The sequence below is a fragment of the Virgibacillus sp. LDC1 genome (assembly GCF_025792345.1).
GTDB lineage: Bacteria > Bacillota > Bacilli > Paenibacillales > Paenibacillaceae > Paenibacillus_AQ > Paenibacillus_AQ lautus.
Genome location: NZ_JAOXLZ010000001.1, coordinates 3,473,247 through 3,486,101 on the forward strand (window position 1 = coordinate 3,473,247; position 12,855 = coordinate 3,486,101).

Below are 12,855 nucleotides of genomic sequence, written 5' to 3' on the forward strand. Positions count from 1 at the left end.
TAGGGTAGCTCCACCATTCGTCCGGTCATTCCGGGCTCGACAGCTTAGAAAGGAAGTGAAGGGCACATTGACCAATTGGAAAATCAATCTCATTGTGCTTTGGTTCGGACAGTTTTTGGTCAACTCCGGGATGACCATGATCACCCCGTTCCTGACATTATATCTGGCGCAAGACCTGAATGTCGTTGGAGACCGGGAAATAGGACTATGGGCAGGATTGATATTCGCAGCCAACTTCCTGACATCATTCATTTTTCAACCGATCTGGGGAAAAGTCGCAGATAAATACGGACGCAAAATCATGCTGCTGCGCTCCGGCTTCGGCATGGCGCTGGTCATTGCCTGCATGGGCTTTGCTACCCATCCATGGCATCTGCTGGTTCTGCGTCTGCTGAACGGTACCATATCGGGATTTAACCCTGCTGCGATATCGCTCGTATCGGGCACAACGCCCAAGAATCGAATGGGATTTGCGATGGGCATCATGCAGTCCGGACAAGTTGCCGGCACGATTCTCGGTCCGTTGATCGGCGGACTCATGGCCAGTTGGGTCGGATTCCGGCCGATCTTCTATATCACTGGCGGACTGATCTTTGCCGCCTCAATGCTTGCTTTGTTCCTCGTTAAGGAAAATTTCAACCGCGAGCAGGCAGCCAAGGCGCCTCAGCCTTCGGTTATTGCCGGGCTCAAGGAGCTGAGCCACATTCCGCAGCTGCCGGCGTTATTCGCCGTCACGTTCCTGCTGCAATTCGCCATGATCAGTCCCATGGCACTGCTCCCGCTGTACGTTCAGAAGCTTCATGGATCCGCGGTGGATATTGCGATATGGGCCGGGTTTGTTGTAGCGGTGACAGGTCTGTCGAATATGATCGCCTCCCCGATTCTCGGCAAGCTCAGCGACAAGGTCGGAGCACACCGCATCTTGACCTACGCCTTGATCGGGACGGGACTTACGCTGATCCCGCAAGCCTTCGTTCAATCGGTGTGGCAGTTGATTATCGTGCGGTTCATGATGGGCGTCTTCATGGGCGGGCTGCTGCCGAGCGTCAACGCGCTGATTCGCTCTTACACGCCGGACGGCATGGAAAGCCGCTCCTTCGGATTCAATACAAGCTCGCTCGCGCTTGGCAACATGCTGGGGGCGGTGATCGGCGGATTCTTATCCGGCTTCATCGGAATCGAAGGATTGTTTATTACGTCCGGCTGCCTGTTGATCATCAATATGATGTGGGTGAGACGAAAGCTGTTCTCGCAAAAGCCTTCGCCCAAATATCGTTGATCCCCCGGAGTCTTTCATCTAAAGATGGAGGTAGTCTCCCAATCCAAACAACAAGGGGCTGTCCCGTGGTCTATATCGACCCGAGGACAGCCCCTTGTTATTATCGGTTTATGATTTCATCCTTTAACGCGTGCCAGGATCAGCCCATCATAAGCAGGCAGCAGCGTGCTGACCAGCCTCTTGTCCGTCGCAATGACTTCATTAAACCGGCGTACCGCTTGAACCGAAGGACCGTTCTTGTCGGAATTCAGCGTTCTGCCGCGCAAAAAGCAGTTGTCCCCGGCAATAAGGGCACCCGGATTCGCAAGCTCCATGGCATAATCCAAGTATAGAGGATAGTTCTCCTTATCCGCATCAATAAAGAAAAAATCGAAGGTCCGTCCTTCCTGCTTCAACGCTGCCAAACTGTCCGCAGCCGGCCCGATCCGGTACTCCACCCGATCCTGGAATCCGGCCTTCTCCAAATGCGTGCCTGCAAGCTCTGCGTATTCTTCCTTCAGCTCGAGTGAGGTGAGCTTGCCGTCCGCAGGAAGTCCTCGGCACAGACAGATTCCGCTATAGCCGCCAAGGGCGCCGATTTCGAGAATATTCCTTGCGCCGGCTGTCTGGACGAGCATGGTCAGCAGTCGGCCGTATGCCGGTGCCACCGAAACCTCCGGCATCCCATGCTCGCGGATGGCCTCTATCACATACTGAAGCTCTTCATCTTCAGGGTATAATTGGTTAACATAATCATCAGGGGTCGTAAGCAATGAAGCCGCCTCCCTTATCTTGATAAAATACGCTGTTTCCCGTTAAACCTAACGAGAACTATCATATGATAATTGTCTTAGTCAATGCAATCGCCTATACTATATAGATTGAACCGGCGGCGACTATCGCCGTACACATGTTAAATGGAGTTGACATCGTTAATGCCTCGATTACAATTGATCGCGACGGCCCCGATGGGGCTGGAAGCCGTCGTTGCCCGCGAGTTGAAAGAGCTCGGGTACACCGACATGGAAGTAGAAAATGGCAGAGTTACCTTTTCGGGTGACCTGATTGATATTTGCCGCTGCAATCTGTGGCTCCGGACGTCGGACCGTATTCTCGTCAAGATGGGTGAGTTTAAAGCCTTTACCTTCGACGAGCTCTTTGAAGGAACAAAAGCTCTTCCATGGGAGGAGTGGATTCCGGCGGATGGCGAGTTCCCTGTGGAAGGGCGTTCCCATAAATCGCAGCTTAGCAGCGTTCCCGCCTGTCAGGGCATCGTGAAAAAAGCAATCGTGGAGAAGCTGAAGCTCTCGCACCGTACGGAATGGTTCCCCGAGGACGGCCCCCGTTATGTAGTCGAGGTTTCTCTCTTGAAGGATAGAGCCATACTGACCCTGGATACCACAGGACCAGCCCTTCATAAACGCGGCTATCGCAAGCTGGTTACGGAAGCTCCGCTGAAGGAAACCATGGCTTCCGCTCTGCTGCAATTAAGCCGCTGGGGCCCCCATCGTCCGCTGTATGACCCGTGCTGCGGTTCAGGCACCATTCTGATCGAAGCCGCGATGATGGCCTGGAATATTGCGCCCGGCCTGCGCCGCTCGTTCCCGTCCGAGCATTGGGATATTATTGGGGACAACCTCTGGGAGGATGCGCGCGAGGAAGCTTTTGACTCAGTGAAGGACGATATTCCGCTGCATATCGCCGGAAGCGATATCGACCCGAAAGCGATCGAAGTAGCCAAGGCAGCCGCCAAAAGCGCGGGACTTGCCGGCGAAATCGACTTTAGGGTTCTCCCTGCAGCCAAAGCCATCCCTGAGGGTGAATTCGGCTGTATCATCACCAATCCACCCTATGGCGAACGGTTAAGCGAGAAAGAGGAGGTTGAACGTCTCATTCGCCAGCTCGGATCCGTAACGCATTCACTTCCGACCTGGTCCTTCTTCGCACTCAGTCCGACCAAGCAATTTGAGCATTATTTCGGCCGCAAGGCGGACAAGCGCCGCAAGCTGTTCAATGGCCGGATCGAATGCCAGTATTATCAATACCTGGGCCCCTTGCCGCCGCGTAACAAATCGGTGGAATAACGAAATGACGCTTCTTGCAAACGCCGCCCTTGGGCGGCTTTTTTGCTGCATCGTCGTTTGATTTCATGCCGGGCCAAGCTATAATTAGGAAAGTGTCTATCGACGTTCTTGCATAGAGGACTGACCGCGTTTCGAGAATGTTTTAGTTTGAGATAAAGGAGGATACCCACGTGCTCTCATCCCCATCATGGAGCGATATCCGAAGCCGGGTCTCCAAAGGGCTGCATTACCGGTACACCGCATATTTATTATTCCTTATCCTCATGATGTACAAGCTGGTCATGCTTGATCATCATCTCCATATTACCAACATGAAGCTGGATCAGGCCGATTATGTGATCGCTGTCGGCTCACTCCTGCTGATATCCTTCTGGACCTTGTGGCTTCCGGCAAGAGGCCGGCTTGCGGCTTTAACTTTATTAAATCTCTTATGGACGGGGATCCTGTACGCCGATTTGATTTATTACCGCTACTTCGATGATTTCATAACCGTGCCGGTGCTTATGCAGGCCGGACAAGTTGGTTCCCTCGGGGATAGCATTCGTTCCCTGGTTCATGCGTACGATCTGTTCTTTTTTATCGATTGGCTTATTGTTGTCCCATTTACCGCCGTCATGGTGTTCCGCAAACGGAGATCCACCTTTGGAACCTATACACTCCCGGGGGAATACCGCCAGCATCGGCAGAGCCGGATCATTCGCCGGTTGGTAACAGGCACGCTTGTGTTCATCCTGGGCATGGTCATGACTTTCGTTCCTATCAAGAAAGCATCCAATACATGGGCCGTTGGCCTCTTTGAAGGCAATTGGTGGAATATTACGCTGTATAATGTGACGGGACTGATCGGCTTTCACGGATATGATATCTACCGTTATGGACGAGATCATCTCGTGGGGCAGCCCAAGCTGGCGGAAGAGGAAATCAATCAGATCAAGGCATGGTTTGATGCCAAACGTATGGAGCCGTCCGGTGCGGACGCCTTGTTCGGAAAGTATAAAGGCAGCAATGTCATCATGATTCAGACGGAGGCCTTTATGAATTTTGTCATCGGCCAGTCGATCGGCGGGCAGGAAATCACCCCTAACTTCAACCGGTTGATGCAGGACAGTATGTATTTCAGCCATTTCTATCATCAAACCGGTCAAGGGCGAACGTCCGATGCGGATTTTGTCACCCACAGCTCCCTGCTTCCGCTGCCCACAGGTTCCGTATTTACGCGATATGCTGATCGCGAGTACGATACGCTTCCGGAGATTCTGAAAGAACAGGGTTATGGCGCAAACGTGTTCCATGCCTATGATAGCAGCTTCTGGAACCGGACCACGATGTACCGGGAGATGAATTACGACCGTTTTTACAGCAAGAAGGATTTTGAAATGAACGATGTAGAGGGATGGTCATTGAGCGACAAAGCGTTCTTCGCGCAATCGCTGGATGCAATGAAAGGCATCAAGCAGCCCTTCTATTCCTTCCTGATTACGTTAACGAGCCATCATCCGTATTATGTCCCCAAGGATGGTGTGAAGCTGGATACAGGGGCTTTTGAAGGCTCGATATTCGGGAACTATCTACAGTCGATCCACTATGTTGATGAAGCATTCGGCCAGTTCGTCGAGCAGATGAAACAGCAAGGACTGTGGGATAACACCATATTGATCATCTATGGGGATCACGACAATTCGATCAAGGAAAAAGCGGACTATGAGAAATTCCTGGGACGAGAGCTGAATGCGCTCGACATGGAGCAAATCATGAACCAGGTTCCCCTGCTCATCCGCCTGCCTGATGGAGGGCATGCCGGAGTATATCCGGAAGCCTCCGGCATGATGAACGTGACCCCAAGTATTCTTCATCTTCTCGGCGTGCCGAAAGAACCGTATTACTGGATCGGAAGCCATCTGTTTCATGACAATCCGCGTCTGATTCCGCTGCGCAGCGGCGCATTCTCCGATGAGAAGGTGTTTTACCTGCCCACCGAGACGGCCGGACTTGAAGGGGGAACCTGCTACGATCTCGCTGCACGTCAGCCGACCGATATCCAGGCCTGTCGTGACGGTTATGATGAGACACAGGAGATACTGCGGATTTCCGATCAAGTGATCACGTATGACCTGCTGAAGTTATTTAAATCGCAGGGCGAAGCGAATGCCCGATAACCGGGCTTAGCGATAGAAAATTTCAAATCTTATTTTAGCCTCTGATCGCTGTTGAGTGAGGCTGCTTTAAACCAAACCAACCAAGCTGATCTTATCCATCAGCCTGGTTGGTTTTTTGGCTAGGCAGTAATCGAAGACGCACGTCAAGCTGCATTTATGAAAGGATCATCAGTTTCCTGATTGCATTTCTTATATCAAGTCCGGCGGGTAACCGACTCAAGCTGTTTTCTCCGGTTGACAAGCGTTCCGTACATCAGCAAAAGCCCCATCCATGCCAGGATAGCTACAATCCCTAGCGTCATATAGGCAATGTCAGGTGCAAAGAGTCGTATTGAATTCCAAGGGGAGCTTGTCAGACGCATGAAGAGCGGAATGATGCCAGCTGACATCGCAAAGAAAACCAAACTCAGCGGAAGCGTGATATATAACTTCAAGTTGCGTTTCTTCATTCTTAGCAGCAACCATATCAGAATAGCGAGCAGGATGATCAAAGTTCCCGCCAATCCCCAAATCACCGGATGGGGAAAAAAGCCCGTTCACTAGCTCGAAAGCTATTGAACGGACTGCACAGGATCATAAACTACTTTTTAGCTGAACGAAGCTTGGACAGACGTTCCTTCTCTTCGCCTAACAACTCTTCGGCCAATTCCACCGCGTTTTCGTTCCCCTGCTCAATCACCTGGGAAACCGCTTGCTCCGTGTGGGATAACGAATTCTCCGCTTGCTGAATCAGCTGTTCCGTCGGGTGGGACATTGCCGAGGATACGGCACGGTGCAGCTTCTCAACGGAATCTAGCGCGCTGTTGCTGGGACTGTTGGAATGAAGACTGGAATCGTGACTGTTCATGACGGATGCTCCCTTCTAAAGTTGTTGTTCCTGTTGCCCTCTTAGCATGGATGGCGGAGCCAGGAACTATACCCGTATAATGGGAATACCACGAAACTTTGATGAAGGTGTGTCAAACAGCCTGCTGTTTGTTTGTTATTTCACAAACGGCAGCGCCTTTGCCAGCACTTCATCCTCGGTAGGCGCGCTGACATAGCGGCCATTGATATAAATAAATGCGCGTTTCCCGCAAGGACCGCAATAGGATTTACAGCCGATCTTAATGTCGGCATCCGGTACCATTTTCTTAATCTTCGGGATCATTGTCTTCAACTTCGTATGTCTGCACTTCTCGCAGACGCGAATATCATTAGCCATTGTACATTACCTTCTTTATTCTGAAGTAACCTAGTGGTCGCCGTGATTGCCCTGGGACGGATTCGTAATCACAAAGCCTTCCTCAGGAAAATAAAGATAGTCGATTTTGACGCCGTCCAGGAAAGGTTGTCCCGCCTCCAAAATGACATCGATTTCTTTATCTGTGGTTACGATGACATCATTTTCCTTCGGCGTATCCAGATCCAGACCGTAGTGGGCATGATCTCCATGCGCATGGGTAACCAGCACGCGAAGTTTCTTGTCCTTGTTCTCTTCCTTGTCCAGCTCTCGCTTTAACACCTTGGCGGCATTTCGTGTAATTTTACATTTCACGTATATTCATCTCCTCACGGATGTTTCATTCAATATGTTATTGTAGACCCCTGCCGGCTTTTTCGCAAGGGTCCTGTCTGTATTGTGACAGCCCTAAGCCCATTTACCGTACGCGCTTGGCGGTGCCTTGATCCTCACCGTGCAGACCCGGATATTTCCGTTCGACGCGGGATACGAACCAGTTCATCAGCAGCATCGTAACTCCGATATCATCAATCGGCAGCAATGGCATAAAGTCCGGCAGCACCCAGTACAGCACAACCGGAACCAGGAATAACAGCTTGTCCCCGAGTGTAACCCGGGAAGAGGTTAAATAACCGAATATCCGCTGGAATACGTGCGACCAGCGCCGAAGCGACCATAATCTTCTCCACTTCATGTTGTTCCCTCCATTCCACGCAGCATGTCTATATCATTACCCAAATAGCAAATCTCTAAGAAATCCCGGCATAAACCATATTCCGTCCGGGCCGCAAGCGGTAAAAGGGCGAAAAGAGGCCACTGCCTTGTGATCCATGAAAGCAGCGGCCGAATTCTTCTATATTGTATACGTTAAATAGACCTTTTCGTTTCAAAATATCCTATTCCAAAGACATAAACGCAGCTAGAATGGATCCCACCTCGACGCACAGATCCTCGAAATCCTCAAGTGGCAGCGGATTCATCCCATAACCAATCTCCACGGTAAAGCCCGGCCTCCGGTATTGCTGAATGAACCAATCCTTGTATCCCGCATCGCTGCCTTGCAGCTTCACCGGCCTGTAACCGCCGGCCTGACCTAATCTTCTGGCCATGTCCTCACTTTCCGGAGGTTCGTAGTCCCTGTAATTCCAATAGATCTCCCTGCCTTGGCTGTGAAGGGAAATGGCCCGTTCCGGAGATATCGATAATGTATGCTGATATACGGCTTCGGCTTCCGGCTCGCTAAGCGGCTTAGTCCCCGCATAATCCTGCGGGGAGGGGCGGACTTTCCCCCTACGCGCGACCTCCTCATGCCAATGTGCAGGAAACTGGTCACCCAAATCCACGCCGTTCATATTCGCCTTCCAGCGCCGAAAATCCTCGCGTTCGCCATTCCAATCGAGCAGTCGTTCATAATATGGATGAGAAGGAGTGACTCCTTCCTGTACGAGCTCTACCCCATCCGGGTTTGCCATCGGCACAACCCATAACGTATAGTTCCGGTACCAGGCATCCGGCTCCTGAAAATAAACCGGCGACCCTTGCGATAATGCCCTGCCGTATTCCTCCATGAAACGCATCAGACAAGGGGTTGTGATCCATTCATTGGCATGCAGTGCTGCATTAATGTGAAGGTTCTTAGGGCCTTTACCGATTTTGGCCGCATATAGTGGTTTGCCGAGCACACTTCGGCCGATGACACTCCACTCGATAACAGGGTAGCGCAGCTGCATCTCTTGTATATCGCGTTCCAGATCCCCCGGTCCGTATTCGCCGGTTAATCGTATCATGCGCTTATGCGTGGTACCCGGCAGAACGATCGTTTTTCCCTGTGGCAGATGATGAGCCGATAACCCGGGATTCAGTTCTTCCAAGGCTTCCTTCCGAAACCGGAACGTATTGGCAATGCTATCAAAGGTATCATGTTCCTGAATGACATACCTTCGGCGCAACGATGCAGGAAGATAGAGCATTTGCCCCTGCTGGAGATACGGCTGCTGCGCCGCCCATGGATTCGCCGTAATCAGCTGTTCATACGCCAGACTATATCTGGCAGCCACGCGTCTCAGCGTGTCGCCTTTCTGTACGACATATTGCTGCATAATGGATTCCTTTCCGCGGCAAAGCCGCTTCAATTAGCGTCCATTCCATGTATATGAGCGGCCGGTTGTCCAACATGTATGATGCAAAAGATCGAAAAAGGGGCGTGAGTCCCGCTCTTTTTCTAATCCTGGCACCGGAAATTAATAAAGGCAGGACAAGGTCTTATTCCTTGTCCTGCCTGCGTTTCCTGCTCTTATTCATTCAGATTAGCTCTTAGGTATGAACTGTGAATTATAGCTTCGTAATTTGCCAGACAACAGGTGTCCGCTTGATATGCTCTCCGAGCCATTCGGTCGCAATGCTCTGAAAAATGACCGGATCTCCTGTACAGAAAAATTGATGCACCGGACTCTCCATGCTGCTCGCGAGCTGGCCTTTATCGTACAGAATCGTGCTGACCTCGCGAGCCGTCTCATCGGCGGAGCTGATCAGTTTCACGGACGGCCCCATGACGGTTTGGATCGTATTCCTCAGGAACGGATAGTGAGTACAGCCCAGGATCAGACAATCAATGGAGGTATCCTTGATGCCTCTCAAGGATTCTTGCACCACCTGCAGGGCATCCTCGGATCGGAACAATCCGTGTTCGACGAGCGGTACCAGTTCGGGACAGGCTTGACTTTCCACCTCGATGTAGGGCGAGAGCTGTTTCAGAGCCGCTGTATATGCTCCGCTGCCAATGGTTCCGACTGTACCGATTACGCCGACGTTACCGGTCTTCGTTGCACTTATGGCGGCACGCGCCCCTGGGTGAATGACACCGATGACCGGTACAGGCACTTTGGACGAAATATAATCAAGCGCCGCCGCCGTAGCCGTATTACAGGCGATCACAATCATTTTAGGATCATACTGAATTAAATAATCTACAATTTGCTCCGTAAATAAACGGACTTCTTCCGGCGTACGGGGTCCGTAGGGTGCGCGGGCTGTATCTCCGAAGTAAATAATTTTCTCTCTCGGGAGCTGTCTCATCACTTCTTTAGCGACTGTCAGCCCGCCGACACCCGAGTCTAGTATTGCGATTGCTTGCTGCACGAACCCACCGCTTCCTTCTTGTCAAATTCATGGTTTACTGTGATACCATATGTCATTTCGGATCGAAATGTACCTTAAATCTTACCCCAATTCCCCCCTATCTTCAACAAGGGCGCCGCTGCAAAGAGAGTTGGTTATTTGTTCAAGCAATTGTAGGACTCTTGCGCCAGTCGGTGACCATAGGTAGTTTATACTATAGTAAGCGCGCGTATAGTAAAGGAGAATTCTACGTGAATGACAACATACATCATACCGACCTTATGGAAGCTGCGAAGCAGTATATCCAGCTTTGTTATGCAGAATTAAACCGTTCTCCGGAAGAAACCGAGGCCCGGCTCAGGGACATCCGCTCACAGATCAAGCTGACAGGTACATATAAGCATACGCTCGAGGAACTGACGCACGGGGCCAAAATGGCTTGGCGAAACAGCAACCGCTGTATCGGCAGACTGTTTTGGGATCGCCTAAAAGTATTCGATGCCAGGCACTTAACGGAGACCGCTGACATTTTCTCAGCACTTCTCCACCATATCGAGAGTGCCACCAATGGCGGAAAAATCATGCCAACGATTACGATTTTCAGGGCCGCACATCCAGGGGAGGCCCCACTTATGATCAAAAACCACCAATTGATTCGGTATGCGGGTTACGAAACGCCGGATGGGACGATTGGCGACCCGGCTTCCCTATCCTTCACGAAGGAATGCATGGAGCTGGGGTGGCGGGGAGACTTGACCGACTATGATGTGCTGCCGCTGGTTGTGCAGCAGGGGAATGAGCCGCCGGAGTGGTTTCCGATACCTGAAGCCTACGTGCTGGAGGTCCCCTTGGAGCATCCCGAACTTCCAGCTCTTAAAGAGGAAGGGATAAAATGGTATGGGGTGCCTTTCATCTCGGACATGCTGCTTGAAATCGGCGGCATTATATACACGGCCGCACCGTTCAACGGCTGGTATATGGGAACCGAAATCGGAGCCCGTAACCTAGCAGACGAAGGGCGCTACAACAAGCTTCCGCTTATTGCCAAGCTGATGGGTCAAGATACTTCCAGCGTGACGACCTTATGGAGGGATCGCGCCTTGGTTGAACTCAATGCTGCCGTGCTCTATTCCTTCAAGAAAGCAGGCGTCAGCATCGTAGACCATCATTCGGCAGCAGCCCAATTCGGTTTGTTTGAACAGCGTGAACAGCAAGCCGGGCGGGAGCTCACAGGGGATTGGAGCTGGCTGATTCCTCCGGTCTCGCCGGCTACAACACATATTTTCCACACCTCTTATCATAACGACATCCGTTCGCCGAATTTCCATTACCGGAGCAAAGGGCAGTAATCGGGACTTTATTTCGAATCATTTATACACAGCAAAGCCGGGGCTCTGTGCCGCCCCGGCTTTCATGTATTTTGGCGTAATCCTTATCCTCGTAAATGATGTGCTGAAGCGATTATTTGATCCTGGATTCATCGTTGATCTTCACTTCAGTAACAGTGGCTGCATAATCCTCTTCTTCAAAATCCTCGTCAAACGAGGAGACCTGCGCAATTTCCTCTTCCGCCAGCCAGCTTTCTTGCCGGTTGCGCCAGGACTGAATGTCGGAGATCACGTTCTCCGCCCGATCTGTCATGATGCCGATCAGGTTAACCCCCTGCTCTCCTACCTTCTCCGCTGCCTCCTGCACCTTGGTGCCGATGCCGCGGGCGCCGTCGGCAATGTCATTCCGAAGCTCTTTGCCGGATTTTGGAGCCAGAAGAAGTGCGGTAACAGAACCTGCAACACTGCCGATCAATACTCCCCAGAGGAGTCCTTTGCTCTTCTCTTTCATATTCCATCTCTCCTTCTATTTGGCTTGCCCTTCGCCGGACTTGGAGGTGTACTTGTTCCATGAATGCCAAAGCGTCATTCCGGCATCAACCCACCGGAACATCTCCCCGATCTGCCGTTCATTATCGAGGCGAGCACGTTCCAGATGCTCAATGGCGGTTATGGAAGCTTTTTTCCCTACAGCATGAACCGCATCGGCCGTCTTGGCTACCGCTGACGCAGCATCGGACATGGAAGCGGCAAATGCTTCACCGGCCGCCAGCTGTCGCTGAATCATCTCTAACGAGACGGATGCCTGCTCCAGCACTTGCGAGGCTTCCTGGGTCAAACGGGTACTGTCTTCCTCAAGGCGGCCCAGCATGGTCTCGGCCCGCCCGATCAGCTTTTTAACCGACAGCATCATGATCACCGCCGCAACCGCGATCAGAACGATGCCGATGGCAGCGGCCAGCGCACTCCATTCTGTCATGGGGAACTCCTCCTTTCGTCCGACCGGGCGAATGCCTAGTCGCTTGATGCATTATAAGCAGCATGGGCTTGTCTTGACACAACATCGGCGTTTTTTTATTCCGGCACCGAAAAACCACGAGGATCCCCAAAGCTTCGGAACATGCCAGCGCTCGTAAGGAAGCCAACAAAAAACAGACCGTTCAAGGATTCCCTGAAGGTCTGTTATGGATGAATCGTATGGAAGAGCCCATGGCATCATGGGATATCTCTTAATCGTACTATACAAGCATCAGTACATCTCGTTTTTTAAATACTCACGGACATTTCCCGCAAACTGCTCCAGCACATCAGGCAGAATCGAGGTTAAAGAATGAAGCGCATGCCTGTCCCAATCATAGTAATCCTGTACAAGCGGTTTACGCAATCGTACCAGCTCCAGCAGCACCTTATGAACCTCTTCGGGGAACACCTTTTCCTCATGATTAATATCCATGATATCTTCATAGCTGCTGGCATCCCGCATAATAAATCCGTCAATCAAGTAGCTGCCGACATCCGTTACGACTTCGATCGCCAGATGAAGCGCACGCTCCTGAACCAAGCCCAGTACCAGGCCTCCGTCCCATGTTTGTGCCGCAGCACGCAACCCTTCCGCAATTTCGGGAATCGCGCTCAGGCGCCGTTCAATTTGTTCTTGATTCACATAATACACCGCAAATCTCCTCCAGCC

General features: G+C 51.5%; 15 protein-coding genes. 4 read left to right on the forward strand and 11 right to left on the reverse strand.

The genetic code is table 11. The features are described from left to right. Positions 1-67 precede the first annotated feature (67 nt). Complete coding sequence (locus tag OHJ21_RS15655) at positions 68-1,279, forward strand: MFS transporter (protein ID WP_100538507.1); 1,212 nt, start codon at positions 68-70, stop codon at positions 1,277-1,279. 116 nt (positions 1,280-1,395) lie between these two features. Here OHJ21_RS15655 and OHJ21_RS15660 read toward each other — a convergent pair whose 3' ends face one another. Next, positions 1,396-2,031, reverse strand: coding sequence for an O-methyltransferase (locus OHJ21_RS15660; RefSeq protein WP_100538508.1), 636 nt, complete (start codon positions 2,029-2,031; stop codon positions 1,396-1,398). Positions 2,032-2,193: 162 nt separating this feature from the next. Between OHJ21_RS15660 and OHJ21_RS15665 the strand changes: the two genes are divergently transcribed. Together OHJ21_RS15665 and OHJ21_RS15670 are read left to right on the forward strand one after the other, a co-directional pair. After that, a complete protein-coding gene (locus OHJ21_RS15665) occupies positions 2,194-3,342 on the forward strand; it encodes a THUMP domain-containing class I SAM-dependent RNA methyltransferase (protein WP_486020484.1) in 1,149 nt (382 codons plus the stop codon). A 170-nt stretch (positions 3,343-3,512) separates the two neighbouring features. After that, positions 3,513-5,498 carry an LTA synthase family protein gene (locus OHJ21_RS15670; RefSeq protein WP_486020485.1) on the forward strand — a complete coding sequence of 662 codons (1,986 nt, stop codon included), beginning with the start codon at positions 3,513-3,515 and terminating at the stop codon, positions 5,496-5,498. 194 nt (positions 5,499-5,692) lie between these two features. Here OHJ21_RS15670 and OHJ21_RS15675 read toward each other — a convergent pair whose 3' ends face one another. From OHJ21_RS15675 to racE, 7 genes are all read right to left on the reverse strand, one after another. Next, entirely contained in the window at positions 5,693-6,001 is a 309-nt protein-coding gene (locus OHJ21_RS15675) for a hypothetical protein (RefSeq protein ID WP_486020486.1), read from the reverse strand. Between the two features lie 77 nt (positions 6,002-6,078). Beyond that, positions 6,079-6,345: a hypothetical protein gene (locus OHJ21_RS15680; protein WP_486020488.1), complete on the reverse strand. Its 267-nt coding sequence runs from the start codon at positions 6,343-6,345 to the stop codon at positions 6,079-6,081. Positions 6,346-6,480: 135 nt separating this feature from the next. Continuing rightward, positions 6,481-6,702 carry a YuzB family protein gene (locus OHJ21_RS15685; RefSeq protein ID WP_100538515.1) on the reverse strand — a complete coding sequence of 74 codons (222 nt, stop codon included), beginning with the start codon at positions 6,700-6,702 and terminating at the stop codon, positions 6,481-6,483. 30 nt (positions 6,703-6,732) lie between these two features. Beyond that, positions 6,733-7,035, reverse strand: coding sequence for a heme biosynthesis protein HemY (locus OHJ21_RS15690; protein ID WP_100538516.1), 303 nt, complete (start codon positions 7,033-7,035; stop codon positions 6,733-6,735). Between the two features lie 103 nt (positions 7,036-7,138). Further along, the gene (locus tag OHJ21_RS15695; protein WP_127591571.1) at positions 7,139-7,414 is read right to left on the reverse strand and encodes a hypothetical protein; all 276 of its coding nucleotides are present in this window, start codon (positions 7,412-7,414) and stop codon (positions 7,139-7,141) included. 202 nt (positions 7,415-7,616) lie between these two features. Beyond that, the gene (locus tag OHJ21_RS15700; protein ID WP_486020490.1) at positions 7,617-8,819 is read right to left on the reverse strand and encodes a M14 family metallopeptidase; all 1,203 of its coding nucleotides are present in this window, start codon (positions 8,817-8,819) and stop codon (positions 7,617-7,619) included. Positions 8,820-9,051: 232 nt separating this feature from the next. Continuing rightward, positions 9,052-9,858: a glutamate racemase gene (gene racE, locus OHJ21_RS15705; protein WP_100538518.1), complete on the reverse strand. Its 807-nt coding sequence runs from the start codon at positions 9,856-9,858 to the stop codon at positions 9,052-9,054. 260 nt (positions 9,859-10,118) lie between these two features. Here racE and OHJ21_RS15710 point away from each other — a divergent pair, with 260 nt between their 5' ends. Next, the gene (locus tag OHJ21_RS15710) at positions 10,119-11,186 is read left to right on the forward strand and encodes a nitric oxide synthase oxygenase (RefSeq protein WP_100539485.1); all 1,068 of its coding nucleotides are present in this window, start codon (positions 10,119-10,121) and stop codon (positions 11,184-11,186) included. A 112-nt stretch (positions 11,187-11,298) separates the two neighbouring features. Here OHJ21_RS15710 and OHJ21_RS15715 read toward each other — a convergent pair whose 3' ends face one another. The 3 genes from OHJ21_RS15715 to OHJ21_RS15725 form a co-directional block, all read right to left on the reverse strand. Next, a complete protein-coding gene (locus OHJ21_RS15715; protein WP_100538519.1) occupies positions 11,299-11,676 on the reverse strand; it encodes a YtxH domain-containing protein in 378 nt (125 codons plus the stop codon). Positions 11,677-11,691: 15 nt separating this feature from the next. Continuing rightward, on the reverse strand, positions 11,692-12,144 hold the full coding sequence (locus OHJ21_RS15720; RefSeq protein WP_326092646.1) for a DUF948 domain-containing protein: 453 nt from the start codon (positions 12,142-12,144) through the stop codon (positions 11,692-11,694). Positions 12,145-12,414: 270 nt separating this feature from the next. Continuing rightward, a complete protein-coding gene (locus OHJ21_RS15725) occupies positions 12,415-12,837 on the reverse strand; it encodes a DUF86 domain-containing protein (protein WP_100538521.1) in 423 nt (140 codons plus the stop codon). Between the last annotated feature and the right edge of the window lie 18 nt (positions 12,838-12,855).

Coding starts and splice junctions, on each gene's coding strand:
- OHJ21_RS15665 (WP_486020484.1), top strand. CDS start 2,194: ATGCCTCGATTACAATTGATCGCGACGGCCCCGATGGGGCTGGAAGCC.
- OHJ21_RS15680 (WP_486020488.1), bottom strand. CDS start 6,345: ATGAACAGTCACGATTCCAGTCTTCATTCCAACAGTCCCAGCAACAGC.
- OHJ21_RS15685 (WP_100538515.1), bottom strand. CDS start 6,702: ATGGCTAATGATATTCGCGTCTGCGAGAAGTGCAGACATACGAAGTTG.
- OHJ21_RS15695 (WP_127591571.1), bottom strand. CDS start 7,414: ATGAAGTGGAGAAGATTATGGTCGCTTCGGCGCTGGTCGCACGTATTC.
- OHJ21_RS15700 (WP_486020490.1), bottom strand. CDS start 8,819: ATGCAGCAATATGTCGTACAGAAAGGCGACACGCTGAGACGCGTGGCT.
- OHJ21_RS15710 (WP_100539485.1), top strand. CDS start 10,119: ATGGAAGCTGCGAAGCAGTATATCCAGCTTTGTTATGCAGAATTAAAC.
- OHJ21_RS15715 (WP_100538519.1), bottom strand. CDS start 11,676: ATGAAAGAGAAGAGCAAAGGACTCCTCTGGGGAGTATTGATCGGCAGT.
- OHJ21_RS15720 (WP_326092646.1), bottom strand. CDS start 12,144: ATGACAGAATGGAGTGCGCTGGCCGCTGCCATCGGCATCGTTCTGATC.